Consider the following 24882-nt stretch of genomic DNA (forward strand, 5'->3'; position numbering starts at 1 on the left):
CTGGGCCACCCCGTCCCCACGTCCACGCCCCACCCGTTCGGGGCGAAGGGCATCGGCGAGTCCGCGACCGTCGGCTCACCGCCCGCCGTCGTCAACGCCGTCCTCGACGCCATCGGCGTGCGCCACGCAGACATGCCGCTCACCCCGGGCCGGGTGTGGCAGGCACTGCAGGGCGGCGAGGTGGAGGCACCGCAATGAGTCCCGTGGGCCCCGTCCTGCCGCCGCCCGCCGGTCCGCCAGTTCGGCCATGCGCGCGTCGAGCGGCCCGGCCGGCGGCGGCAGGACGGGGCCCACGGGACTCATTGCGGTGCCTCCACCTCGCCGCCCTGCAGTGCCTGCCACACCCGGCCCGGGGTGAGCGGCATGTCGGCGTGGCGCACGCCGATGGCGTCGAGGACGGCGTTGACGACGGCGGGCGGTGAGCCGACGGTCGCGGACTCGCCGATGCCCTTCGCCCCGAACGGGTGGTGCGGGGACGGGGTGACGGTGTGGCCCAGTTCCCAGGCGGGGACCTCAAGCGCCGTCGGCAGCAGGTAGTCCATGAAGGAGCCGGACAGGCAGTTGCCGTCCTCGTCGAAGCCGATGATCTCCATCAGCGCCATCCCGACGCCGTCGGCGAGACCGCCGTGCACCTGCCCCTCGATGATCATCGGGTTGATACGGGTCCCGCAGTCGTCCACCGCGACGAACCGCCGCACCTTCACCGACCCCGTGCCGGGATCGACGTCGACCACGCACACGTACGCCCCGAACGGATAGGTCATCTCGGGCGGGTTGTAGACGGTGGTCGCCTCCAGGTGGCCCTCCACGCCCTCCGGCAGCTCCAGCGAGCCGTGCGCGGCGAGCGCGATCTCCTGGATCGTCCGCGTCACCGAGGGGTCGCCCCTGACCGACCAGCGGCCCTTCGTCCATTCGAGGTCGTCGGGGGAGGCCTCCAGCATCGCGCCCGCGATGATCCGCGCCTTGTCCCGCACCTTGCGCGCCACCACGGCCGCCGCGGCTCCCGACACGGGGGTGGAGCGGCTGCCGTACGTGCCCAGCCCGAACGGCGTCTGGTCGGTGTCGCCGTGCACGACGTCGACGTCCTCGGGCGGGATGCCCAGTTCCTCCGCGACGATCTGCGCGAACGTCGTCTCGTGCCCCTGGCCCTGCGTCTGCACGCTCAGCCGGACGACCGCCTTGCCGGTCGGGTGGACGCGCAGTTCGCAGCCGTCCGCCATGCCGAGGCCCAGGATGTCCATGTGCCTGCGCGGTCCGGCCCCGACCGTCTCGGTGAAGAACGACAGCCCGATGCCCATGAGTTCGCCGCGGGCGCGCCGCTCGCTCTGCTCCTTGCGCAGCTCCTCGTACCCGGCCATGTCCAGGGCCTTGCGCAGACAGGCGGGGTAGTCGCCGGAGTCGTACGTCCAGCCGGTCTTGTTCCGGTAGGGGAACTGCTCCGGGCGCAGCAGGTTGCGCATCCTCAACTCGGCCGGGTCGGCGCCGAGTTCGTCGGCCAGGCAGTCCAGCATGCGCTCGATGAGGTAGACCGCCTCGGTGACCCGGAAGGAGCAGGCGTACGCGACCCCGCCGGGCGCCTTGTTGGTGTAGACGCCGGTGACCCGGCAGTGCGCCGCCTCGATGTCGTACGAGCCGGTGAAGATGTGGAAGAAGCCGGCCGGGTACTTGGTGGGCTGCGCGGTGGAGTTGAAGGCACCGTGGTCGGCGAGGACGTCCACCCGCACGCCCAGGATCCGCCCGTCCCGGGTCGCCGCGATCTCGCCGGTCATGTGGTAGTCGCGGGCGAAGGAGGTGCTCATCAGGTTCTCGGAGCGGTCCTCCATCCACTTCACGGGCCGCCCGGTGAGGATCGAGCCGACGACCGCGCACACGTACCCCGGGTAGATGCCGACCTTGTTGCCGAAACCGCCGCCGATGTCGGGGGCCACCACCCGGATCTTGTGCTCCGGGATGCCGGCCACCATCGCGTAGAGGGTGCGGTGGGCGTGCGGCGCCTGGGTGGTGGAGTACAGGGTGAGCTTGCCGTCGACCGGGTCCATGTCGGCGACCGCCCCGCAGGTCTCCAGCGGCGCCGGGTGGACCCGCGGGTAGAGCATGGTCTGCCGGACGACGACGTCGGCCCGCGCGAACACGGCCTCGGTGGCCGCGCCGTCGCCCGCCTCCCAGTCGAAGACGTGGTTGTCCGTGCGCCCCTCCAGGTCGTCCCGGATCACGGGCGCCTCGGGGTCGAGGGCGTGCCGGGCGTTGACTACCGGGTCCAGCGGCTCGTACTCGACGTCGATCAGCTCGATGGCGTCGCGCGCCGCGTAGTGGTCCTCGGCGACGACGAACGCGACCTCCTGGCCCTGGAAGCGGACCTTGTCGGTGGCGAGCACGGCCTGGGTGTCCATCGACAGCGTCGGCATCCAGGCGAGTCCCAGACCCGCGAGCGTCTCCCCGGTGACGACCGCCCTGACCTTGGGGTGCGCCTCGGCGGCCGAGGTGTCGACGGACAGGATGCGGGCGTGCGCGAACGGGCTGCGCAGGACCGCGCCGTGCAGCATCCCGGGCAGCTGGACGTCGTCGACGTAGCGGCCCCTGCCGCGGACGAAGCGGGGGTCCTCCTTGCGCTTCATCCGGCCGAAGCCGATGGGCCGTTCGGGTTCCTGCCCGGTCACCGGGGGTCCGTCGACGGCGGTCATGTCTGGCTCCCCGTGGTGGCTCCGGAGGCGTCGGCCCGTTCCCTGGCCGCAGCCCACCGGATGGACCGCACGATGTTCAGGTAGCCGGTGCACCGGCACAGCTGGCCCGAGACGGCCTCGCGGATCTCCTGCTCGGAGGGGTCCGGATTGCGGTCCAGGAGCGCGCGGCCGCTCAGCATCATGCCCGGGGTGCAGAACCCGCACTGCAGGCCGTGCTCCTCGATGAACCCCTGCTGCACGGGGTCGAGCCGGTCGCCGTCCGCCAGGCCCTCCACCGTACGGATCTCGTGGCCGGCCGCCATCACCGCGAGGACCGTGCAGCTCTTCACCGGCTCGCCGTCCATCAGCACCACACAGGTGCCGCAGTTGCTGGTGTCGCAGCCCCAGTGGGTGCCCGTCAGGCGCAGGTCGTCGCGGAGGAACCGCACGAGCAGATGCCGGGGCTCCACCTCCCCGGTCCGCTCCTCGCCGTTGACGTCGACGGTGATCCGCATGCGCCTCACGCCTCCCCTGACGTGGCCCCGGCCGTCGGTGACCGGCGAACAGCTCTCGGAGGCCAGCCGGCCCGCCTCCTCGTACAGCGCCTCGGACGGTTCGCCGCCGTTCAGCAGCGACTGCACCGCGTCGAGGTTCAGGGCGCCCGCGCCCACCGCCGCCAGGCCCACGCCCGCGTCGGCGATCCGTCCCTCACGCAGGGTCAGGGCGACCCCCGCGGCGGCGACGGCCCAGTCCCCGGCCTTGCGCTCGACCTTCTCGTACGCGCTGCCCGCCCCCGGCCGGACCGGGAGCCGCACCTGGATCAGCATCTCGCCGACCCCCACCGCGGTCTCGTACGGACCCCGGTGGAAGTCGGTCATCGGCAGGACCCGTTCACCGGACTCCCCTCGGATCACCACCCGGGCGTGCAGGGCGCCGCACACCGCGGACAGGTCCTCCGACGGGTCCGCCTGGCACAGCGAGCCGCCGATGGTGCCCCGGTTGCGGACCGGCGGGTCGGCGATCACCCGCTCGGCGTCGTGCACGACGGGGAAGTACCGGCCGACCAGCGGCGACTCCAGCAGGGCGCGGTGCCGGGTGAGCGCGCCGACGCGCAGCTCGTCGCCGACCAGCTCGATGTGGTCGAGTTCGTGCAGGTCGTTGATGTCGACGAGCAGTTCGGGCCCGGCGAGGCGCAGCTTCATCATCGGCAGCAGGCTGTGCCCGCCGGCCACCACCCGCGCCTCCTCGCCGTGGCGCCGCAGCAGCTCCAGCGCCTCGTCCACGCTCTGCGCACGCCGGTAGTCGAACGAAGCGGGTACCTGCACGGCACGCTCCCTCCCGGACCGCCTACCGGGACGGTGTCCGGCGGCCCGGAAGGCACGATGGCGCGGGCGTACGGGCCGGTCAACGGTGACTCAAGCGAATGCTTAAGACCGCTCCGCCACCCCCCGGCTCCCGACCTTGCCGACCGGGCCCGGTACGGCCGCGCCGGCAGCATACGAGCCGGATCACGGGGCACACGCTGAGGCACCACTCACGGCATGAACCCGGCACGGTTCCGGTCAACAGGAAGTGAGGCCCACCGATGGTTCACCACGGCCAGACGCCCTACCCCTACCCCGGACAGCACGAGGACCCCGCACCGCGGACCGGCAACGGCATGGCGGTCGCGGCGCTGGTCCTCGGTATCGCAGCCTGCGTGTTCTTCTGGACCGTCCTCGGCGGCGTCGTCCTGGGCCTGGTGGGGCTGGTCCTCGGGATCGTCGCCGCCCGGCGTGCCCGCGGCGGACGGGCGCCGCACCGGACCATGGCCGTCGTGGGCGCGGTCCTGAGCGCCCTCGCGGTCGTCGCGTCCGCCGTCATCGTCGCGATCGGCGTCTCCTTCCTCACGTCGGACTCCTTCAAGGACTACAACGACTGCATCAAGCACGCGGACAGCCAGACCGACCGCGACCGGTGCGCCGAGGACTTCGAGCGCGACGCCGACGGAAACTGACGTACCGTCATAACGCCTGCCGGACACGCTCCTTCCGTCGGACGGGACCGGGGACGCGGGGGCGACCACCTGGCCGGGCCGGTCGAGGCGGCCGGGAACGGAAGGGGTCCTACCGGTCGGACAGCCGTTGTAATGACAAACATGACGCTGACCCAGTTGCGCTCCTTCGTCACCGTGGCCCGCCTCGGCTCCGTGAAGGGCGCCGCGCAGTCGCTCGGTGTCACCGAGGCGGCGGTCTCCGGCGCGGTCGCCGCGCTGCGCCGGGAACTCGGCGACGTCCTGTTCATCCGGGCCGCAGGCGGGATCAGCCTCACCCCGGGCGGCAGCCGGCTGGCCGCGGGCGCGGCCGAGATCGTCGGACTGGCGGAGGAGACGCGGCACCGCGTGCGCCAGGCGGGCTCCGGCACCGCCCATCTGCGGGTGGCGTCCACCGAGGCCGGCGCCGAACAGGTGCTGCCCGCGCTGCTCGCCGCCTTCGGACGCCGGCAGCCCGACCTGGACGTCGAGACGCTCGCCGTGCCGGTGGCGGTCTTCGGCGACCTGCTCCGCGACCGCCGTGCCGACGTCACGATCGGGCCCGCGCCGCGTCCCGCCGGGCCGGTCGAGTCGATCCCGTTCCTGCGCTTCCAGCTGGCCGTGGTCGCCGCGCCCGACCATCCGCTGCGGCACCGCCGGCGGCTCGCGCCCGCCCAGCTCGCCGGCGAGCCCTGGCTGCTCGGCCCCGCCGGGCTGGACCCGGACACCCTCTCCGGCGCCTTCCTGTCCCACATCGGCGTCGAGGCCACCGGGGCGAAGGCCTTCCCCAGCGTCACGGCCTCGCTGAACGCGGTGGCCGCCGGGGCCGGTCTGTCCCTGGCCTTCCTGCACGTCGTACGCGACGACCTGCGGCGCGGTTCGCTGGTGCGGCTGGACGTCGCGGGCGCGCGGCTGACCGGCATGCTGTGCGCGAGCGCCCTCACCGGCGACCGGCGCTCCACGACGGCCGCCGCGCTGTGCCGTTTCGTGACGACACCGGCGGCCACGCAGGCGGTGCTGACGCGGTCGAACGGCGTCCCCATGAACGAGTTCCGTCCGCCGGTCCACGTGACGATCTGGAGCTGACGGCCGCCCGCGCGGTGTCTTGAGCGGTGTCTTAAGCAAACCCTGAAGACGTCGTTGACGCTTCGGCGGGCCGCGTCCATGGTGTCTCCGTCATGGACTTCACCCACGAGTTCCGCGTGAACCTGCCGCCCGACGCCGCCTGGGACCTGCTGACCGACGTGGAGCGGGTCGCCCCCTGCATGCCGGGCGCGCAGCTCACCGGCGTGGACGGCGACGCCTACAACGGCGTCGTGAAGATCAAGGTCGGCCCGATGACCGTCCAGTACAAGGGCGTCGTCTCCTTCGAGGAGAAGGACGCGCAAGGGCGTACGGCGGTGCTGCGCGCACGGGGCCGCGACACGCGCGGCCAGGGCAACGCGGACGCCCGCGTCACCGCCCGGCTGGTCCCTGACGCCGCCGGAACCGCAGTCACGGTGGACACCCGCCTCACCGTCACGGGCCGCATCGCCCAGTTCGGGCGCGGAATGATCGAGGAGGTCAGCGGGCGGCTGCTGGCCCAGTTCGTGGACAACCTGGAGGACCGGCTGGCGGCGGAAAGGCGCGGGGAACGCGCCGAGGAGACCTCGGCCGAGACCTCTGCAGGGGGCGCCGCGGAGGTCCCCGTCGAAGGCGACCGGCCGGCGCCGGCACCCGGGGTGTCTGCCGCCGGGCCCGTGGCCCGGACCACCGCGGGCGCGGCGGCCGGACCCGCGACCGGTGACGGTCCCGGGCCCGCGATCGGTGACGGCCCCGGACCGGCCGCCGGTCCGCGGACCGCACCGGACACCGCCACCGGGCCGCGGGGGACCGTTCCTCAGGGTGCGGAGCCGGAGCCGGAGCCGCCCACCGCCCCGCGGAAGGCCGTTGCGGGGGACCGGAGGACCCCGGCGGATCCGGTCACGCCGGCCGCGCAGCCCCTGGACCTGATGAGCGTCGCCCGCGGCGCCGTCCTCAAGCGCGCCCTGCCGGCGGTACTGGTCCTGGCCGTGCTCGTCGTCGTCCTCGTCCTCTGGCTGGCGCGCTGACGCCACCCGTACGCCGGGGGTGCGCAGAGCCCGCCCGGCCTGCCCCGGGCACCGGCCGTCCCGTCGATTTCGTCCTGGCGCGCCCTGCCGACAGGATGGGGCCATGACCGACATCCGTACGCCCCGCCTCCTCCTGCGCCGCTGGCAGGACGACGACCTCGTGCCCCTCGCCGAGATCCAGGCCGACCCGACCGTGATGCAGTGGATCGGCGACGGGCGCCCCCGCTCCCTGGAGGAGACGGCCGGGGACATCGAGGCCTGGGAGGAGGAGTGGGACGAGGAGGGCTTCGGCATCTTCGCCGTCGAGCTCCTGGGGTCCGGTGAACTCGCCGGGGCCGTCGGTCTGTACGTCGCCGACTCGCCGGCCGAGATCGCGGACCGCATCGCCATCGGCTGGCGGCTCGGCCGGGTCCACTGGGGACAGGGGTACGGCTCCGAGGCCGCCCACGCCACGCTTGAGTTCGCCCTCCAGGACCGGGGTGTCGACCGGGTCGTGGCCGCCGCCCGCCCGGGCGACACCGCGTCCGCCAACGTGCTGGAGAAGCTCGGCCTGCAGGCGGAGGGCACCGCGCACGACCCGGAGCACGGGCACGAGCTGCGGCTGTACGCCATCGACCTGACGGAGTTCGAGGGCTGAGCGCCAGCCGGGCTGAACGCCGGCAGAGCGGAGCGGGGCGGTCCGGCGCCGCCCCGCGACCGCTCCGGGCCGTGATCCGCACACGGTCCGCGAATGGCCGGAGTTCGCCCTTCCCGGGCCCCGCCGGTCTCCGTACGATTCCCTCGCTCCCGGCCTTCACAGCTCCTTCACAGGGGCCGGGCACCCGTGCGCATGAGGTCGGCCGGACCGCGGATCGGTTGATTGTTTGACATGTGCATGACGCATGAGCCGTGCGGCGCGACACCTCGCGTCCGGCGCGCGGTCCGATCCACGCACCTGGTCAGCGACGGCCGTCCGCGCGCCCCCGTGCGCGCGGACGGCCGCACCCCCCATTTCGCGGCGGGACGCGTCCCGCCGCCGGAACACCGACGCAACGGATGGGATCACCATGACTGGTGGGCTGTTTCTGAGCGGCGCGATCGCCGCTCTGTTCGCCACCGCACTTCCCGCGCACGACCCCTCGACGGGGATCGTCGACCCGCCCCCGGACAAGATCGTCATCAAGGTCGCCACGGTGAACGGCTCCGGCTGTCCGCAGGGCACCGCCGCCGTCGCCGTCTCCCCGGACAACACCGCCTTCACGGTGACCTACAGCGACTACCTCGCCCAGGTCGGCGGCAACTCCGACCCCACCGCGTTCCGCAGGAACTGCCAGCTCAACCTGACCGTCGCCGTGCCGGGCGGCTTCACGTACGCCATCGCCAGCGCGGACTACCGCGGCTTCGCCTCGCTCCAGCCCGGGGCGAGCAGCACCGAGAAGGCCTCGTACTACTTCCAGGGCTCACCCAGCACGGTCGCCATCACGCACCCCTTCAGAGGCCCCTACAACGACAACTGGCAGGCCACGGACACCACGGAGTGGGCCCAGCTCGTCTGGGCGCCCTGCGGTGTCCAGCGGAACTTCAACATCAACACCGAACTCCGCGTCAGCGCCGGGACCTCGGCCCCCAGCGCCACCAGCTTCATGACCATGGACTCGACCGACGGTGACATCAGCACCATCTACCACCTGGCCTGGAAGGAGTGCCCCAGCTCCTGACCCCCGCCCCGGGCCCGGCCCCGGCCGGCTCCTGCGCACCGGGAGCCGGCCGGGGCCGGCGGTCCGGCGACCCGGCGGTCCGGTGGCCCGGCGGGGTCACCCTCCCAGCCGGTCGCAGATCTCCTGGGGCGGCCGGAACGAGCGCCTGTCGTCCGTGTCCTCGTCCACCTGGACCCGCACGGTCTCCAACTGCCCCAGCAGCGAGTCGAGATGCTTCCTCGCCGGATCGCGGAAGAACTCCAGCACCGCCCGGTGGAAGGCGTCCCGCAGCTCGGGCGGCATCACGTCCGAGGCGTCGAAACACAGCGCGGAGGCACGTGAGTTGAGCAGCGCGTCGATCTCCTGCTCGACGGCGTTCGCGGGCTCCGCGGACGGCAGGCCCCTCGTGTCCGGGAACAGCGGGCGCACCGCCGGGTCCGCCTCGGCCCGCCAGCGCTCCCGCCCCTCGGGGCTCGACAGCCGTTCCACCAGCTCCTGGGCCGCCGGGTCGTCGCTGAAGACGGCAGCCATGTCGCCGGAGACCTCGAACGCGTCGCGGTACTCGGCCCGTCCGTCCAGGAACCGGGCCGACGGCTCCACCCGGATGCCGTCGCCCGCGTACACGTACCGGATGAAGGCGCTCTGGTGCTCGTGCGTGCAGTCGAAACCGGGGGAGTCCAGCAGCCCGCGGGGCCCGGCCGGCCCGGACGTGCCCTCGTACGACGTGGTCAGGGACCGTTCGACGGAGTCGTCGGAACGGCCGTCGAGCAGCCGGGCCCAGGTCGTCCAGGCCCGCACGACGTCCGGGTCGCGCCAGCTGAGCCTGCTCGTGGCCCACTCCGTGTAGCGGGCGGGACCCGCCTGGTGCAGCAGGATGTCCTCGATCCAGTCCGTGCCGGGCCAGCCCGAGGTGGCCTGCGAGGCGAGCCCCACGCACCACGTCGGATCGTCGCTCGGCGTGCCCTCCTTGCTCCACACCAGGCTCTTCAGGTCGACCTTCAGCGGCACCCAGTAGGTGCGGCTGCGGCCGTCCACCAGCAGGTCGGGCGCCCACGGGGAGAAGGCGCGCTCGCGGGTCGGCTCGGTGAGCGGTTCGAGCTGGTCGCGGCGGGCGTACTCGGTGAGCTCGCCGATGCTGTTGAGGACCGCCACGTCCGGCGGGGTGTCCGCCTCCAGCTGCGAGACGAGCGTCTCGCGCAGCGAGCGGGTGCCCTCGTAGGTGTACGTCCGGCCGGTCCCGTCGTCGAGCCGCTGGAGCGCGGCCTCGAAGGCCTCGCCCTCCTTGCCCGTCCACGGGCCCAGGACCACGAGGGGGCGCGGGCTCTCCGACGCGCACCCGGGGACCAGGGCGAGCAGACACGCGGCCAGCAGCACGCGCGGCAGCCGGGCCGCGCGCGAGAACGCGCGGCGGGCCGCGGGGCGGCGCCCCGGACGGGCCGTGGGGCCGGGGAACCGGCGGCTCACGTGACGGCCCCCGGGCGGGCGACGACGAGGTACTCGCGGCGGTACGCGTGCAGGGCGCCGCCGACCAGCGCGGCGCCGGCCAGGCCCACCGGGAGGACGAAGGGGGCGGCCCCGTCGAGGAAGGCGAGCCGCCCGTCGGACAGCGTGTCGTCGATCCGGGACCCCAGCACCTCGACGGCCGTCGGGTCGGGGCCGTCGAAGGGGCGTTCCTCGGCGATCGTCTCCGTGCGGGGCGAGGTCCGCGTGGCGAGCGCGTCGGCCAGCGGGAGGGTCCGGGTCTGGGCGTGCTGCGCGAGCACCGCGTCGGCCGTCAGGAACGGGACGGCCAGCAGGGGCAGCGCGGCGAGCGCCAGCGGGATGCTGAGCCGGATGCGGAAGCGGCGGCGCAGGAACACCACCGTGCGCCAGAGGCCGGCGGCGAGCAGCACGAGGGCGGCCCCGGCGACCGCCGCGGCCGTCAGCACGCCCGGGCCCCAGGCGGCCCGGTCCGCGAGCCGTCCGCGCAGCTCCCGCTCCAGACCCGCCACCCGGTCCACGATCGAGGTCGCACCGGAGCCCGTGGTCGGCCGGCACGGGGGATGGCGGTCCTGCCGGTCCGCGGCGGCCACCGGAGTCGAACAGAGCATGCTGCGCGCGTAGCTGAGCTCGGCGTCCCGCAGCACGGGGTCCCTTGCGTGGCCCTGGGCCCGGCCGATCCGCCCCGTGTAGTCGACGACCAGCGCGGACACCACGCGCAGCTCCTGTTCCTCGGCCACGGTCAGCGCACCGCTGCGGGTGACCTCGTTCAGGCTCTGTGTCGCCCGCGCCACCCGGGTGCGGTACCGCTGGCTGAGGCCGACGAGGTCGACCGCGCCCGCCTCGTGGAGGTTCGCCACGGCCTCGCCGTGCGCGATGAACAGGGACGCCTTGGCGTTCGCGAGCCCGACGAGCGCGGGTGCCAGGCGCTCCCGCAGGTGGGCGGAGTCCTCCCGCACGTCCGCGTACGCCCAGCCGAACGCGCCGGCCGCCACCACGGCGAGCAGGGGCAGCGCGATCAGCCGGTCCCGCAGATAGGCACGGTTGCGACGACCGGTGGCCGACGGCCAGGCGTAGCGCCACAGTCGACGGCCGATTTCGCCACCGACGACGACCACACCTCGCACGACCCGCCGCAACCGCAGGTACGACGCTCCGGCGCTCCCGGCGCCAGCGGCCCCGGCACCCGTGGTCCCGGCGCCGGCGGCCCCCGTACCAGGGGTCCCCGTGTCCCGGGGAGGACCCCCGTGTCCTGCCGTGCCGGTCACCCGGGGGCCGTCCCTGTGTTCTTTGCCTGCGACGGGGGATGGGCCGTGGTGCGCAGCCAGTCCGCCACCCGTCGGCCCGGCCACGGGCTGTCCCGGCGGTGCCGGAAGGCGAGCGGGCGGACCGCGTAGGCGCGGTCCAGCAGGGTCTCGGCGACGGCCCCGTCCTCGGCGGCGGCCGACCGGGCGGCCTGGTGCGCGAGGGTGAGGTAGAGGCGGGAGAGCTCCCTGCGCAGACCGGGCTCGTCGGACGGGAGCCCCAGCCGCGCGTCGGCGCCCGCCGCCAGTGCGGCCAGCCCCGCCGCGTCGACCGCGCCCCGGGCCACGGCGCCCCGTACCGCCTCCCACACCTCCGCCGTCATACGGACCCTCGCCTGTTCGTCCGTCAGCCCGTGCGCGTGGAACAGCCGGGCCAGCCGCGCCAGCACCTCGCGCAGCCGCTCGGCCACCGCGTCCGGCTCCCCGCGGGTGCGCACGTGCTCCACGCCGACGCGCACGGCGGCCGTCCGCGCGGCGGTGCGGTGCCGCGAATGCTGCGGCACCGCGTCCAGGGCCCGTACGGCGTCGTCCCMCGCCCGGTCGCCGCCCAGCGCGAGCCGCGCCCGGGCCGCACCGAACGCCGCGCTGCCCAGCGAGGGGTTGCGCAGCCGCACCGCCTCGTAGAACGTCAGCGCCTCCTGCCAGCGGCCCAGGCGCTCGGCGCAGTAACCGAGGGCCAGTTTCGGCGCGTACTCGCCGGGGATCGCCGCGAACACCCGGTCGAAGTGGAGCCGCGCCTCCCCGGCCCGGTCCCGGCCGAGCGCGAGCAGCCCGCGGTGCCAGTCCAGGCGCCAGTCGTAGGGCGCGCGCCCGGCGCCGATCAGCGCCTGCGCGGACCGCAGTTCGCGTTCGGCGGCCTCGGTGCCGCCGCCCGCGCCGCGCAACCGCAGGCGGCAGCGCAGCAGATGGACCTCCGGCGAGTCGTGCCAGTCGCCCGTGTGCTGCAGCAGCGCCTCGGGCGCGGCGTCGGCCAGCCTGCTCAGCTCGGCATGGTGGAGGTCGTGCGGGTCCGGCCGCGGGACGGGCAGCCGCTGGGCGACCTCCGCGGGCGACGGCGGCGCGTACGGGGCGGGCGCGTCCGGCGCCGCCCACCGGGTGAGGCGGGGCGCGGAACCGAGCTCCGCGTCGAGCGCGTACGGCGACTGGAAGAACAGCGGCGAGGGCTCGAAGGTCTCGACCCCGGTCCGCAGCGACCGCAACTCGCGGAACACACCCCGCAGTTGTTCCTCCATCTCGCGGGCGGTGGCGAACCGCTCGGCCCGCTCGCCGCGGGTGGCGCGGTGCAGGACCCGGGCGAGGGACACCAGGCCGAGCCCGCGGGGGCAGGGCGCCGTCATGGCGGGGGCGCCGGGGAGGCCGGGAGCCCCGGGGCCTGCGGTCCCGTCCGGCGGCCGCGGCGGGCCGATCCCGTCCAGGCGGCCCAGTTCGGCCAGGTCGCCGGGTGAGTTCCCGAGACCGCTGAGGCGCCGCAGAGTCTCCCCGAGGCTGTACAGGTCGTCCTGGCCGGTGGATTCGCCGTGCGGGCCGACGGTCGGTGCCCGGAACCCCTCCGTGGTGTGCCCGGGCAGCCCGGCGGCGCGGACGCTCCCCACGTCGATGATCTTCGTGGAGGTCCCGTCGTGCATCACGTTGTCCGGCTTCAGGTCGCCGTAGACCTTCCCCGGCCGGTCCGCGTGCAGATGGCCGAGCGCGGCCAGGATCCGCACCCCGTAGGCGAGGACGAACTCGTGGAAGCGGCCGCCGCCGAACTCGGCGGGGTTGACCTGGACCCGGGCCCGTACCTCCTCCAGGGTGAGGCCGTCGACGTACTGCAGGACGAGGAAGTCGCCGACCTCCGGATGGTGCCCGTAGTTGAAGACGCGGATGATGTCGCCGTGGCTGAGGTCGACCAGAGCCCGCCGCTCCTCGGCCAGCGCCCCCGCCGAGGCCGCCGCCTGCTGCGGGTGGAGGATCTTGATGGCGACCTCGCGGTGGTCGACCTTGGTGTCGAGCGCGAGGTAGACCTCGCCCATGCCGCCGTAGCCGAGCGGCCGGATCAGCCGGTACTGGCCGGCGAGCAGCCGCCCCGACGGCAGGGGCAGGCGTCCGGGGTCGCCGCCGTGGGACGCCGCCCGGTCCAGCAGGGTGATCGTGGGCAGCAGGACCGGGTCGGGGCTCTCCTCGGGCAGTTCGACGTGCGCGGCCCGCAGGATCGGCGAGTTGACGACGAGAGGACCGAACGACGCGCTGGATTCGCGCAGTTCACCGGTCGCCCCGCTGCCCGCTGCCCCGTCCATACGACCACAGGATAGACGGGGGGCTCCCGGATGACCCCGTTTCGGGGGGAGATGCTGTGCAGGAGCCCCCGGCCGGGTCTCCCGGCACGTGAGCCGGTCGTGGGGCGGCCGGGTCAGACCAGCGGGATGGTCACCTCGTCCTCGACGGGCGGATCGAGTTCCTGCGGGAGGTTGCCCGTCGCCGAGAAGCAGCGCAGCCGGACCGACTCCGGGGAGACGTCCAGGCGCAGGAAGGACTTGAAGAACGGCGGGCTGTACGTCGCCGACCCCGGCGAGAACAGCCTGCCGTGCGCCTTGCGCACGGGCAGGCGCAGACGGGAGGTGCGGTCGGGGCGGCCGCCGGCGCCCAGCAGGCTCGCGACCAGGCGGGTGCGCAGGGTGACGGGGGTCTCCCGCACCCGGGCGCGGGTCGGCGGGATGCCGAGCCGCCGGGACACGACGGCCGCCGCCTGGTCGTCGGTGAGCGTGAACAGGCGCCGCATCCGCAGCCTGCGCCCGTAGAGCCCGCTGTAGAAGGCGAGCGAGTCGCCGCGCAGCGGATAGCAGCGGAAGTCCTTCTCGGTGACGCCGCCGACGTCGACCAGGGGCATGGTGTGGGTGGCATGCATGAAGGCCCCGCCGCCGCCCGCGACCACGTACTGGATCGTGCGGCCGTCCACGTCCACCGGGTAGCGCTGGTAGTTGTGGATGTCGCCGCCTATCGCCGCCACGTAGTGGTGGGCCGGGTCGCGCACGATCTCGTCGACGGTCCCGCCGCCCTCGACGTCGCAGGGATGGTGCTCGGCGTCCACGTACAGGGGGGAGCCGGTGACGAGGATCTTGGGCCTGTCTCCCCGGGAGACCTCGCGGAGCCACCGGCCCTGCTCGGCGTCCACGGTCCCGAGGAGCCCGGTGTCGATGCCTATGATCCGTACCGGACCCGCGTCGATCGCCCAGTACGGGCCCGGCTGGACGGCCTGCTGGCCGGGGGCCGACCGCAACGCCCGCGCCTCGGCCAGGCGTTGCTCGTCGTGCGGACGGGGACGGTGCCAGAGCAGCGACCGCCACCAGGCCCGTGACAGCCGCCGGGGAGCGGCCGGCGGGTCGAGGGGCGGGGCGTCGCAGAAGACGCGCATGAACCCGTCGAGGTCCTCGTACCAGTCGTGGTTGCCGGGTATCGCGTAGATCGGTGCCGGGTAGTCCCGGTACGGGCGGAAGAACTTGGGGCCGTAGTCGCTGGTGGCGCCGACCGGGTAGATCACGTCACTGGCGAGCACGGCGAACGCGCTGTCCCGCCCGGCCCTCAGGAAGCCGGGCACGACCGCGTACTGCGCGTCGTCCCCCTCGCCGGTGTCCCCGATGACCATGAAGGAGAAGCAGTCCGGGACCTCGTGCCCGATCACCTTGTCCGACGGTGCGCCGGCCGCGGCGCGCTGCGCCACCCAGCGCTCGCGGATGCGGCCCGTCGGGTCCCCGAACAGCGAGGCCAGCACGCCGTTGCGGGCGGGCCACAGCGTCCTGGGGTCGACCCACGACAGTTCCTCGGTCCGTCGCGGCATCAGGTTCCGGTAGGTGCCGGGTTCCGTGCTGCCCCAGCCGGCGCCCGCCGCGGTGTCACGTGAAGAGTCAGACATCGGTGAACGGTAACAACGGCCCCTGGACAGACGGACGTCGGGCCGTTCCCGGGCCCCTATCCCTCCGGCCGGACCAGGCGTTCCTCGGGGACGACGGCCACGCCGAGGATCTCGATCATCGCCTCCGGCTGCCACAGGGCGGTGCAGCCGATGCCGGCCATCGCCGGGTAGACGGGACCGGCCAGCTCGCGCCACACCGCGCCGATCTCCTTGCCGTGCGCCTGGTAGTCGGGGATGTCGGTGAGGTAGATCGTCACGCTGACCAGGTCCCGGGGCTCGCCGCCGACCTCGCGCAGCGTCGTCAGGACGTTGCCGAACGCCTGGCGGAACTGCTCGACGATGCCGCCCGGCACGATCCTCATGTCGGCGTCCAGAGCGGTCTGCCCGCCGAGGTGGAGGGTGTTCCCCGCGAGGGTCCCGTGCGAGTAACCACGGGGGGCCGGCAGGGCGCTCGGGTTCACGGCGAGGGGGGTCACGCGGCCTCCGGTCGGTGTCGGCACGATGTATTGACAATAAATGACGGTCGTGAAAAAAACGAGATACCGCACGGACCGTGCCACCGGCCTCCACCCCGCGCGACCGGAACGGAGCCAGCCCCCATGGAGCCCGACCTCAGCAAGTACCGCCTGGAGGGTGACGCCTCGATGTACCGGCTGCCCAGCGGGATCGTCGCCCCCGTGGTGACGCGCGCCGGATCGGAGAGCGCGAACACCGCCGACTCCGGCGGCGCCGTCCGGATCTCGGGCGTCAGCATCCAGCACACGCCCGCCACGAAGCTGTGGTTCGGCAAGGTCAGCAACGAACCCGGCTACCGCTCGGTGACCCACCACCACGGCGAGGCCGAGACCGGCGGCTACGTCCTGTCGGGGCGGGCGCGCATCTACTTCGGCGAGAAGTTCGAGGACTACGTCGACATGGCGGAGGGCGACTGGGTCTTCGTCCCGCCGTTCATGCCGCACATCGAGTGCAACCTCTCCCGCACCCGACCGCTGACCTGGATGACCACCCGGACGCCGGAGAACATCGTGGTCAACATGACCGACGTCCCCGACGCCGACCTGCGCGACTGGCTCGACCGGTGACGCCGGGCCCCGGCCCCGCGTCCGGGGGGACCGCACCCGGGGGCACTGCGCCCGAAGGGACGCCGACCTCCGCGTACTTCACCGACGCCGTCACGCTCACCCCCGCGCCCGCCGAGCACTTCGACCTCGCCTTCACCGCCGTCACCCAGCCCTGTCCGTGGCCCAAGGCGTACGGCGGCGACCTGGTGGCCGCGGCGGCCGTCGCCGCGATGCGCTCGGTGACCGACGCCAAGACGCTGCACTCGATGCACGGGTACTTCCTGCGGCCCGCCGACATCGGGGCCCGGGTGCGCTACGAGGTGGAGGTGCTGCGCGACGGCCGCGGCTACAGCACCCGGCAGGTGCGCGGCTACCAGAACGGCAGGCCGCTCTACGTCTGCCTGGCCAACTTCGCCGCGGGGGAGCCCGGCGGCGCCTTCCACGCCGACGTCGCCGAGGTCGTCCCGGACCCCGAGGACCTGCCCAGCTCGCGGGCGTACCTCGAAGAGCGTGCCGGCGGTTCCATGACCGAGGAGTCGAAGGCCTACTGGTCCGCCGGCCGCAGCTTCGACATGCGCCATGTGCCCGGCCCGGTCTACCTCACCGTCGAGGGCCGGCGTCTGCCCCAACAGGCGGTGTGGGTGCGGCCGTTCGACGCCCTGCGGACCGTCGAGGGGCTGACCGGCGCCCAGCGGGACCTGGCCGCCCTCGCCTACGTCTGCGACTACACGATCCTCGAACCCGTCCTGCGGGTGCTGGGCCTGGCCTGGGCCGACCCCGGACTCGTCACCGCCAGCCTCGACCACGCCATGTGGTTCCACCGCCCGGGACCGGTCGGCGACTGGCTGCTCTACGTCCAGGAAGCGGTCGCCGCCGACGCGGGCCGCGGCCTGGGCACCGGCCGCTTCTTCACCCGCGACCACCGTCACCTGGCCACCGTCGTCCAGGAGGGAATGATCCGCCCCGCCTGATCCGCCGCGCACCGGCGGCTTTCGGAAGGACACCTCCGATGACCCCTCCCCTCACCCCTGTCCGTCGGTCCGCCTTCTCTGTCGCCCTCGGGGTACCAGGACACCTTCGCGCGCGACCACCTCCCGCCCGCCCACCTGTGGCCGGTGATCGAGTTCACCACGCCGGAGCTGCGGTACCCGCGGCGGCTCAACGCCGCCACCGAACTGATCGACGTCCCCGCGGCGGCGTACGGGCCCGGCCGCCCGGCCCTGCGCACACCGGACGGCGCCACCTGGACGTACGGGGAGCTGCGCGAGCGGACCGACCAGATCGCCCGCGTGCTCACCGAGGACCTCGGCCTGGTCCCGGGGCAGCGGGTCCTGCTGCGCTCGCCCAACAACTGCTGGACGGTGGCGTGCTGGCTCGGCGTGCTCAAGGCCGGGGGGATCGTCGTCACCGTCATGGCCGCGCTGCGCGCCCGCGAGATCGCCCCGGTCGTCGCGCGGACCCTGCCCGCGCTCGCCCTGGTCGACCACCGGTGCGCCCAGGACGTCCACACCGTCCGGGACACCGTGCTGCCCTCGCTGCGGGTCGTCGAGTTCGGCGGCCCGGGGCCGGGCGACCTGGTGGCCCGCGCGTCCGCTAAGTCCGGCGCCTTCACGGCCGTGGACACCGCCGCCGACGACGTGGCCCTGCTCGCTCCCACATCCGGCAGCACCGGTGAACCCAAGATCACCATGCACTTCCACCGGGACGTCCTGGCCGTCGATGACACCTTCGGCCGCCATGTGCTGCACCTGGTGCCGGACGACCTGGTCGCCTGCAGCGCCCCGTTCGCCTTCACCTTCGGCCTGGGCATGCTCGTCGTGTTCCCGCTGCGGGCCGGCGCCTGCGCCCTGCTGACCGAGGCGGCGACGCCGCTCGCGATGGCGGACCTCGTCGCGGACCGGGGCGTCACCGTGCTGGCCACGGCGCCCACCGCGTACAAGGCGATCCTGCGGGAGAGGCGCGAGGAACGGCTCGCCGGGCTGCGGGTCGGCGTCTCGGCCGGTGAACACATACCGCGGGGCACCTGGGAGCGGCTGCGCGACCGGATCGGCCTGGAGGTGGTCGACGGGATCGGCGCGACCGAGCTGCTGCACATCTTCATCTCCGCGGCCGGCACTAACATCCGTCCCGGCGCCACCGGGAAACCGGTGCCGGGCTTCCGCGCCGCGGTCCTCGGCGCCGACGGCACGGAACTGGGCCCCGGCGAGCCGGGCAGGCTGGGCGTCATCGGCCCGGTCGGCTGCCGCTACCTCGACGACGTGCGCCAGAAGGACTACGTCGTGGACGGCTGGAACGTCACGGGCGACGTCTTCCACCGCGACGGGGACGGCTACTTCCACTACCACGCCCGCGGCGACGACATGATCGTGTCCTCCGGCTACAACATAGGCGGGCCGGAGGTGGAAGCCGCCCTGGACACCCACCCCGACGTCCTGGAGTGCGCCGTCGTGGGCCGCGGCGACGCCGAACGCGGCCAGGTCGTCTGCGCCTTCGTCGTCCTGCGGGACGGGGTCACCGGTGACGCGGCCAAGGCCGCGGAGATCCAGGACCACGTCAAACAGGTCATCGCGCCCTACAAGTACCCGCGCGACGTGCGGTTCCGCGACGCGCTGCCGCGCAACGCCAGCGGCAAGCTGCAGCGGTTCGCGCTCCGGGCCGCCGTCGAGGCCGAGCGGGCCGGTCCGTCCGCCGTCGAGCCCTGATCCGCCCGTCCGCCCGTCACCCCTTATTGGTCCGCCCGTGCCGGTCCGTCCGCCGTCGGACACCGAACCGAGAGGAACCCCGTGCAGATCGCGATCGTCGGCGGTGGCCCCGGCGGCCTCTACCTCGCCGTCCTCATGAAGCGGCTCGACCCGGCCCACGAGATCACCGTGTGGGAGCGCAACGCCCCCGACGACACCTTCGGGTTCGGCGTGGTGTTCTCCGACGAGACACTGGGCGGCATCGAGAACGCCGATCGCGAGTTCGCCGAGGCCATGGCGCGCCGCTTCGCCCGCTGGACGGACATCGACATCCACTACCGCGGCCGCACCCACACCGTCGGCGGCCAGGGCTTCGCCGCGATGGGCCGCAGGGAACTGCTCCGGCTGCTGCAGCGCCGCTGCCAGGACCTCGGGGTGAGCGTCCATTTCTCCACCCCCGCCCCCGACACCGGCGTCCTGCGTGCCTCGTACGACCTGGTGGTGGGGGCCGACGGCGCCAACTCGCAGGTGCGGTCCGCCCATGCCGGGGTCTTCCGCCCCACGCTGGACCGGCGCCGCAACAAGTACATGTGGCTGGGCACGGACCGGGTCTTCGAGGCGTTCCAGTTCTTCGTCAAGGAGACGCGGTGGGGGACCGTGCAGGTGCACGGCTACCCCTACTCCGCCGACGGCTCCACCTTCATCGTCGAGATGCACGAGGATGTCTGGCGCCGGGCCGGCTTCGACGCCACCGAGGGGACCGACCTGCCGCCGGGCGCCTCCGACGAGCAGGCCGTCGAACGGGTGCGGGAGCTCTTCGCCGAAGAACTGGCGGGCCACCGGGTGTTCGCCAACAACTCCAAGTGGCTCGCCTTCACCACCGTGCGCAACGAGCGCTGGCACCACGGCAACCTCGTCCTGGTCGGGGACGCCGCGCACACCGCGCACTTCTCGATCGGCTCGGGCACCAAACTCGCGATGGAGGACTCCCTCGCCCTCGCCGCCTGCCTGCACGAACACCCGGACACCGCAAGCGCGTTGGCGGCCTACGAGGCGGAGCGGCGGCCCGTCGTGGAGTCCACCCAGCGGGCCGCCCAGGCCTCCCTGGAGTGGTTCGAGAACATCGGCATGTACGTCCGCCAGGAGCCGACCCAGTTCTGCTTCAACCTGCTCACCCGTTCGCGCCGCATCACGTACGACAACCTGCGCACCCGCGACCCGGAGTTCGCCGAACGGGTCGACGCCGCCTTCGCCGCCTCCCAGGGACTGCCCGAGGTCGCGCCGGCCATGTTCCAGCCGTTCCGGCTGGGGGAGCTGGAGCTGAAGAACCGGGTGATCGTGTCCCCGATGGACATGTACTCGGCCGTCGACGGCGTACCCGGCGACTTCCACCTCGTCCACCTCGGCTCGAAGGCGATGGGCGGCGCCGCGCTGGTGATGACGGAGATGGTCTGCGTCTCGCCCGAGGGCCGCATCACCCCCGGCTGCACGGGCCTGTGGACCGACGGGCAGCGCGACGCGTGGCGGCGGATCGTGTCCTTCGTGCACGCGAACAGCACCGCCCGCATCGGACTGCAGCTCGGCCACTCCGGCCGCAAGGGCTCCACCCGGCTGATGTGGGAGGGCATGGACGACCCGCTGCCGTACGGCAACTGGGGGACCGTCGGCCCGTCACCGCTGCCGTACGGGCCCGGGTCGCCCGTTCCCCGCGAGCTCGACCGCGCCGGTATGGACGCGGTGGTCGCCGACTTCGTCGCGGCCGCGCGCCGGGGCGCCGAAGCGGGCTTCGACGTCCTCGAACTGCACTGCGCGCACGGCTACCTGCTGTCCTCGTTCCTCTCGCCGGCGGCCAACCGCCGCACCGACGCGTACGGGGGACCGCTGGCGAACCGGCTCCGGTTCCCGCTGGAGGTGTTCGACGCCGTCCGTGCCGTCTGGCCCGCCGGGCGGCCGGTGATCGTGCGGATCTCGGCGACCGACTGGGTGCCGGACGGCACCACCGAGCACGACGCCGTGGAGATCGCCCGCGCCTTCGTCGCCCACGGGGCGGACGCGATCGACGTCTCCTCGGGGCAGGTCACCCGGGACGAGCGGCCCGCGTACGGCCGTTCGTACCAGACGCCGTTCGCCGACCGGATCCGCCACGAGGTGGCCGCCGCCTCCGGTGCCGCCGTCATCGCGGTCGGCGCCATCGCCTCGTACGACGACGTCAACTCGATCCTGCTGGCGGGCCGCGCCGACCTGTGCGCCCTGGGGCGTACGCACCTCTACGATCCGCACTGGACGCTGCACGCGGCCGCCGAGCAGGAGTACCGGGGCGCGGCGGAGCAGTGGCCGCTGCCGTACCGGGCCGGAGCCCGCAGGCCGCCGAGCGCGCGCACCGACGCCGTGCGTCCGCGGCTGTCCCTGCTGCGGGCGGAGGCCGCCGGGCCGGGTGTGCACCTTCGGTGGGTGCCGTCCCGGGAGCCGGCCCCCGTCGTCTCCTGAGACGTCGGCGTTCGTCCGGGGCGGTGGACCAGCGGTCCGGGGCGGCCGAGGTGTGTGGGCGCGGTGACGGTCCGTCGTGGCCGGGCGCGCAGTTCCCCGCGCCCCTGAGGGGCGCTCTAGCCGGGCTGGCCGTTGTCCTTCAGGGCGCCCCAGCCGTGCCAGCGCTCGATGTCGATCCACGCGCTGACCCGCGGGCGGTCCCGGTTCGGGTAGGGCTCGCCGGTGTAGTGCCGGGAGATGCGGTCGATGTCGGTCAGGTTCTCGTCGTCCACCATCTCGGTGGCCTGGCCCAGGAGGGTGACATGGGTGTACCAGTCGTCCCCGTCGAGGACGGTGAGGGTCACCCGCGGGTCGCGGCGCAGGTGCTTCAGCCGTACGCGGCCCACGTCCATGCTGATCAGCACCCGGCCGTCCTCCCAGAGATACCAGGTGGGGGTGGACACGGGCGCGCCGTCCGAACGCACGGTGGCGATGACGGCCGCGTTCGGGCGCTGCAGCAGTTCGACGGCCTCGGGCGGAAGCGGCGGCTTGGACATGGGGGCTCCTCGATGTCGGCGGGCATGCTCGGCGGGGACGCGGACGGGCGTCCCCGGCGTCCTCGGCGGGTGTCCGGGACACGCCGGTGTATGCGTCCCGGTGCGGACGCGGTCGCCGGGCCCCCGCGACTGCATCCTCACGCCCTGCCCCGGCCGCCGCCACTCGGCGCCGCCCGCCCTCYCGCCGGAGGCCCGGCCGGTCCGTCAGGGCGGGTGGTGTCCGCCGGGCGGATGCGGGCCGCGTAGCGGCCGACCAGGCGGCGGGTGACCTCCGGGTCCAGCAGGGCCGCGCCCGTGCCCACCGTGCGGATGCCGTGCAGGAGCTGGGCCGGCGGGGCGTCCTTGAGGAGGAAGCCGCTCGCGCCCGCGCGCAGCGCCTCGTAGACGTACTCGTCCAGGTTGAACGTGGTCACCACCAGGACCTTGACGGGGTCCGGCACGCCCTCGCCCGCCAGCAGGCGGGTGGCCTCGATGCCGTCCAGCACCGGCATGCGCACGTCCATCACCACGACGTCCGGGTGGACCCGGGCGGCGAGGTCGACCGCCGTCCGGCCGTCGCCGCACTCGCCCGCCACCTCCAGGTCGGGCTGGGCGTCGATGATCGTCACCAGGCCGGTGCGGACCAGCACCTGGTCGTCGCAGACCAGGACCCGGATCGGGGCGGTCGGCGCGGTCATGACGGGTTTCCCGCGGGGATCCGGGCCCGTACGACGAAGCCGCCGGCCGGCCGCGCGGCCGCGGTGAAGTCGCCGCCCAGGACGTCGACCCGTTCGCGCAGGCCCGCCAGGCCCCGGCCGCTCCCGCCCGGGGTCCCGGGCCGCGGGCCGGAACCGTCCCCGTCCGTGCCGACCTCCACGGTGATCTCCTTGCGGGCGTGCCGCACCAGGACCGAGGTGCGGCTGCCGTGCGCGTGCTTGAGGGCGTTGGTGAGGGCTTCCTGCACGACCCGGTAGGCGACGAGTTCGGCGCTGCCGGTCGACTCGGCCGGCGTGCCCTCCTCGGTGAACTCCACCGGCTGCCCGGCCCGCCGCGTCTGCTCGACGAGCGTGAGCAGCCTGCCGACGGGCGGTGTCCTCGCCTCGCCGCCCTGCGGGACGCCGTGGTCGGGGTTGAGCAGGTCGAGCAGGTGCCGCAGGTCGGTGATGGCCCGGCGGCCGGTGTCGGTGACGGCGGTCAGGCTCCGGTCCAGGCGCTCGGGCGAGGCGGTGAGGTAGCGCGCCGCCTCGGCCTGGACGACCATCGCCGTCACGTGGTGGGTGACGACGTCGTGGAGTTCGCGGGCGATGCGGGTGCGTTCGGCGGTGCGGGTGTCCTCCGCGATGCGCAGGCGCCGTTCGGCGTCCGCGACCCGGGTGGCGCGCAGCCACGACCCGATCCCCCAGGCGAGGGCCATCGCCAGGTAGAACGTCACGAACTCGCTCGTCGGCTCGCCCACCCGGAGCCGGTGGAGGGCGACGGCGAAGGGCACGTACGCCAGGGAGAAGAGGAGCGCCGCGACGCGCCGGTGGCGTGTCAGGTGGGCCCCGGCGCTGAGCAGCGCGATGGGGAGCGCGGCGTTCGCGAACGAGTGGTAGCCGCGGATCTGGTCGAGGGCGAAGCCGAGCGACACCAGGGCGAGACAGCCGGCCGGCCACCGCCTGCGCAGGGCGAGGGGGAGGCTTTCGAGGGCCACGGTCAGCACGGCCAGGGCGTCGAAGGGGCGGCTCGGTACGGTGCCGATCTGCGTCCCGTGGAACGACGGCAGGAGCAGCGTGGTGAGGAACAGCAGCCCGAGCGGGAGGTCCCGGACGGTGACGTCGGCACGCCGCCACCGCTCCGGGACCTGCCGGAGCCTGTTCACCGGTCCAGCCGGTAGCGCGGTCACCAGGGAGGTCGTCAGTGAGGCCACCAGTCCGGTCGCCGGTCCGATCATCGGGGGAGTTTAGCGGCGCTGCCGAACTGCGCGCTGCCGGACCGTGCGGTGCCGGCGAGCGCAGCGCCGCGTCCGCCGCGGGGCACCACGTGGCCGCGCCGGTGCGCCAGCCACATGAACACGACGGTCGCCAGGACGCAGAACAGCACCGAGTACACGCTGCCCTCCGGGCCGAAGTCGCCGCCGGTGAGCGGCGTCGGACCCGAGGTCGTGGAGTCCAGCAGGCCCTGCGGGGTGTCGTTGCCCGAGACCTCGGTGCTGAAGACGCCCCCCGCGGCGTAGTTCCAGCCGAAGTGCAGGCCGATGGGCAGCCACAGCTTGCGGGTGGCGACGTACGCGGCGGTGAGCATGCCGCCCGCCTCGATCGCGATGGCGGCGGCGCCCCACGCACTGGCGTCGGGGTTGAGCAGGTGGACCAGGCCGAAGAGGGTGCCGGTCAGCACGAGCGCGATCCAGGTGCCGGTGCGCTCCTCCGTGAGACGGAACAGGACGCCGCGGAACATCAGTTCCTCCGTCACCGCGGCGGCGGCCATGAAGCCGATCAGCCCCATCGCGCCCGGCACCGACCCGATCCCGTCGACGTCGTAGTACCCGGAGGTGAGGAGGTTGACGACGACGGCCCCGAACAGCGCGGCGCCGAGGAGCGTTCCGCGGCCCAGCGCGGCCGGGGCGTCCTCCAGGGCCAGTTCGGTCACCGGACGGCGCTCGGTCCGTCCCACCACCCACCGGTAGACGAGGACCGCGAGCACGGCCGCCGGTACGCCGACCACCAGCTGCACCCACGGCATGTCCTCCCCGGCGGCCACCGCCTGACCGCCGACGAAGGCGACCGCCACGACCGCCAGAAGCTGCCAGACCACTCTCATGAGGACTCCCGTACCGAGGCCGCGGCCGGGCGCCGCGGGCTGCACAGAAAGCTATGGATCCGCAGGCCGGGAGTCGTCACCGCTGGGTGGACACCTGCGCGTAGCTCTGACGGGGGACAGGACGGGGGAGTGGTCCCGTCCGCCGGCCGCCCCCGCACTGTCGGTGGCGCGTGGCAGGATGCCGGTCGATCGGGGCAGGCAGGGTATGAGGGGTTCCATGACGGAGGGTG

The 24882-nt window shown here is 73.8% G+C and carries 19 protein-coding genes and 3 pseudogenes; 10 read left to right on the forward strand and 12 right to left on the reverse strand.

Annotated features, from left to right (window positions below):
• A pseudogene (locus FGF04_RS31355) lies at positions 1 to 198 on the forward strand (hypothetical protein); the annotation flags it as partial.
• A 101-nt stretch (positions 199 to 299) separates the two neighbouring features.
• Here FGF04_RS31355 and FGF04_RS31360 read toward each other — a convergent pair.
• The 3 genes and pseudogenes from FGF04_RS31360 to FGF04_RS42255 all read right to left on the reverse strand — a co-directional run.
• Complete coding sequence (locus tag FGF04_RS31360; RefSeq protein ID WP_149514759.1) at positions 300 to 2681, reverse strand: aerobic carbon-monoxide dehydrogenase large subunit; 2382 nt, start codon at positions 2679 to 2681, stop codon at positions 300 to 302.
• On the reverse strand, positions 2678 to 3175 hold the full coding sequence (locus FGF04_RS42250) for a (2Fe-2S)-binding protein (protein ID WP_188114310.1): 498 nt from the start codon (positions 3173 to 3175) through the stop codon (positions 2678 to 2680). Before FGF04_RS42250 ends, FGF04_RS31360 begins: the two co-directional genes overlap by 4 nt.
• Before the next feature lie 78 nt (positions 3176 to 3253).
• A pseudogene (locus FGF04_RS42255) lies at positions 3254 to 3985 on the reverse strand (FAD binding domain-containing protein); the annotation flags it as partial.
• A gap of 260 nt (positions 3986 to 4245) precedes the next feature.
• Between FGF04_RS42255 and FGF04_RS31370 the strand changes: the two are divergent.
• The 5 genes from FGF04_RS31370 (at position 4246) to FGF04_RS31390 (ending at position 8458) form a co-directional block, all read left to right on the forward strand.
• The gene (locus FGF04_RS31370; protein ID WP_149514761.1) at positions 4246 to 4656 is read left to right on the forward strand and encodes a DUF4190 domain-containing protein; all 411 of its coding nucleotides are present in this window, start codon (positions 4246 to 4248) and stop codon (positions 4654 to 4656) included.
• Between the two features lie 141 nt (positions 4657 to 4797).
• On the forward strand, positions 4798 to 5757 hold the full coding sequence (locus tag FGF04_RS31375; RefSeq protein ID WP_188114309.1) for a LysR family transcriptional regulator: 960 nt from the start codon (positions 4798 to 4800) through the stop codon (positions 5755 to 5757).
• Positions 5758 to 5849: 92 nt separating this feature from the next.
• Positions 5850 to 6761: an SRPBCC family protein gene (locus FGF04_RS31380; RefSeq protein ID WP_149514763.1), complete on the forward strand. Its 912-nt coding sequence runs from the start codon at positions 5850 to 5852 to the stop codon at positions 6759 to 6761.
• Positions 6762 to 6864: 103 nt separating this feature from the next.
• Entirely contained in the window at positions 6865 to 7398 is a 534-nt protein-coding gene (locus tag FGF04_RS31385) for a GNAT family N-acetyltransferase (RefSeq protein ID WP_149514764.1), read from the forward strand.
• A gap of 409 nt (positions 7399 to 7807) precedes the next feature.
• The gene (locus tag FGF04_RS31390) at positions 7808 to 8458 is read left to right on the forward strand and encodes a DUF4360 domain-containing protein (RefSeq protein WP_149514765.1); all 651 of its coding nucleotides are present in this window, start codon (positions 7808 to 7810) and stop codon (positions 8456 to 8458) included.
• A 96-nt stretch (positions 8459 to 8554) separates the two neighbouring features.
• On the opposite strand, the gene FGF04_RS31395 is transcribed toward FGF04_RS31390, so the two are convergent.
• The 5 genes from FGF04_RS31395 to FGF04_RS31415 all read right to left on the reverse strand — a co-directional run bounded on the left by FGF04_RS31395 (position 8555) and on the right by FGF04_RS31415 (position 15585).
• Entirely contained in the window at positions 8555 to 9901 is a 1347-nt protein-coding gene (locus FGF04_RS31395) for an alpha-glucoside ABC transporter substrate-binding protein (RefSeq protein ID WP_235882596.1), read from the reverse strand.
• On the reverse strand, positions 9898 to 11034 hold the full coding sequence (locus FGF04_RS31400) for a hypothetical protein (protein ID WP_149514766.1): 1137 nt from the start codon (positions 11032 to 11034) through the stop codon (positions 9898 to 9900). Before FGF04_RS31400 ends, FGF04_RS31395 begins: the two co-directional genes overlap by 4 nt.
• Positions 11035 to 11180: 146 nt before the next feature.
• Complete coding sequence (locus FGF04_RS31405; protein WP_149514767.1) at positions 11181 to 13496, reverse strand: serine/threonine protein kinase; 2316 nt, start codon at positions 13494 to 13496, stop codon at positions 11181 to 11183.
• Between the two features lie 113 nt (positions 13497 to 13609).
• The gene (locus FGF04_RS31410; RefSeq protein WP_149514768.1) at positions 13610 to 15109 is read right to left on the reverse strand and encodes a metallophosphoesterase family protein; all 1500 of its coding nucleotides are present in this window, start codon (positions 15107 to 15109) and stop codon (positions 13610 to 13612) included.
• Between the two features lie 56 nt (positions 15110 to 15165).
• Positions 15166 to 15585, reverse strand: coding sequence for a RidA family protein (locus FGF04_RS31415; RefSeq protein WP_149514769.1), 420 nt, complete (start codon positions 15583 to 15585; stop codon positions 15166 to 15168).
• Between the two features lie 123 nt (positions 15586 to 15708).
• Between FGF04_RS31415 and FGF04_RS31420 the strand changes: the two genes are divergently transcribed.
• From FGF04_RS31420 to FGF04_RS31435, 4 genes are all read left to right on the forward strand, one after another.
• A complete protein-coding gene (locus tag FGF04_RS31420) occupies positions 15709 to 16191 on the forward strand; it encodes a cupin domain-containing protein (protein WP_149514770.1) in 483 nt (160 codons plus the stop codon).
• Complete coding sequence (locus tag FGF04_RS31425) at positions 16188 to 17141, forward strand: acyl-CoA thioesterase (protein ID WP_149514771.1); 954 nt, start codon at positions 16188 to 16190, stop codon at positions 17139 to 17141. Before FGF04_RS31420 ends, FGF04_RS31425 begins: the two co-directional genes overlap by 4 nt.
• Positions 17142 to 17198: 57 nt before the next feature.
• Entirely contained in the window at positions 17199 to 18872 is a 1674-nt protein-coding gene (locus tag FGF04_RS31430) for an AMP-binding protein (RefSeq protein ID WP_223146418.1), read from the forward strand.
• Between the two features lie 81 nt (positions 18873 to 18953).
• On the forward strand, positions 18954 to 21338 hold the full coding sequence (locus FGF04_RS31435) for a bifunctional salicylyl-CoA 5-hydroxylase/oxidoreductase (RefSeq protein WP_149514773.1): 2385 nt from the start codon (positions 18954 to 18956) through the stop codon (positions 21336 to 21338).
• Positions 21339 to 21454: 116 nt separating this feature from the next.
• On the opposite strand, the gene FGF04_RS31440 is transcribed toward FGF04_RS31435, so the two are convergent.
• The 4 genes and pseudogenes from FGF04_RS31440 to FGF04_RS31455 all read right to left on the reverse strand — a co-directional run bounded on the left by FGF04_RS31440 (position 21455) and on the right by FGF04_RS31455 (position 24652).
• On the reverse strand, positions 21455 to 21874 hold the full coding sequence (locus tag FGF04_RS31440) for a PPOX class F420-dependent oxidoreductase (RefSeq protein ID WP_149514774.1): 420 nt from the start codon (positions 21872 to 21874) through the stop codon (positions 21455 to 21457).
• Between the two features lie 188 nt (positions 21875 to 22062).
• Positions 22063 to 22551 (reverse strand): annotated as a pseudogene (locus tag FGF04_RS31445) (response regulator); the annotation flags it as partial.
• Positions 22548 to 23714, reverse strand: coding sequence for a sensor histidine kinase (locus FGF04_RS31450; protein WP_235882597.1), 1167 nt, complete (start codon positions 23712 to 23714; stop codon positions 22548 to 22550). The gene FGF04_RS31450 and the pseudogene FGF04_RS31445, both read right to left, overlap by 4 nt.
• 68 nt (positions 23715 to 23782) lie before the next feature.
• A complete protein-coding gene (locus FGF04_RS31455) occupies positions 23783 to 24652 on the reverse strand; it encodes a CPBP family intramembrane glutamic endopeptidase (protein ID WP_149514776.1) in 870 nt (289 codons plus the stop codon).
• Positions 24653 to 24882: the final 230 nt, after the last annotated feature.

Source organism: Streptomyces apricus (assembly GCF_008369065.1).
Lineage (GTDB): Bacteria > Actinomycetota > Actinomycetes > Streptomycetales > Streptomycetaceae > Streptomyces > Streptomyces apricus.

Bases quoted from the DNA above. Each gene is read 5' to 3' on its own strand.
- FGF04_RS31385 (WP_149514764.1), top strand. From the start codon at position 6,865: ATGACCGACATCCGTACGCCCCGCCTCCTCCTGCGCCGCTGGCAGGAC.
- FGF04_RS31410 (WP_149514768.1), bottom strand. From the start codon at position 15,109: ATGTCTGACTCTTCACGTGACACCGCGGCGGGCGCCGGCTGGGGCAGC.
- FGF04_RS31440 (WP_149514774.1), bottom strand. From the start codon at position 21,874: ATGTCCAAGCCGCCGCTTCCGCCCGAGGCCGTCGAACTGCTGCAGCGC.
- FGF04_RS31380 (WP_149514763.1), top strand. From the start codon at position 5,850: ATGGACTTCACCCACGAGTTCCGCGTGAACCTGCCGCCCGACGCCGCC.
- FGF04_RS31370 (WP_149514761.1), top strand. From the start codon at position 4,246: ATGGTTCACCACGGCCAGACGCCCTACCCCTACCCCGGACAGCACGAG.
- FGF04_RS31455 (WP_149514776.1), bottom strand. From the start codon at position 24,652: ATGAGAGTGGTCTGGCAGCTTCTGGCGGTCGTGGCGGTCGCCTTCGTC.
- FGF04_RS42250 (WP_188114310.1), bottom strand. From the start codon at position 3,175: ATGCGGATCACCGTCGACGTCAACGGCGAGGAGCGGACCGGGGAGGTG.
- FGF04_RS31375 (WP_188114309.1), top strand. From the start codon at position 4,798: ATGACGCTGACCCAGTTGCGCTCCTTCGTCACCGTGGCCCGCCTCGGC.
- FGF04_RS31360 (WP_149514759.1), bottom strand. From the start codon at position 2,681: ATGACCGCCGTCGACGGACCCCCGGTGACCGGGCAGGAACCCGAACGG.
- FGF04_RS31390 (WP_149514765.1), top strand. From the start codon at position 7,808: ATGACTGGTGGGCTGTTTCTGAGCGGCGCGATCGCCGCTCTGTTCGCC.
- FGF04_RS31420 (WP_149514770.1), top strand. From the start codon at position 15,709: ATGGAGCCCGACCTCAGCAAGTACCGCCTGGAGGGTGACGCCTCGATG.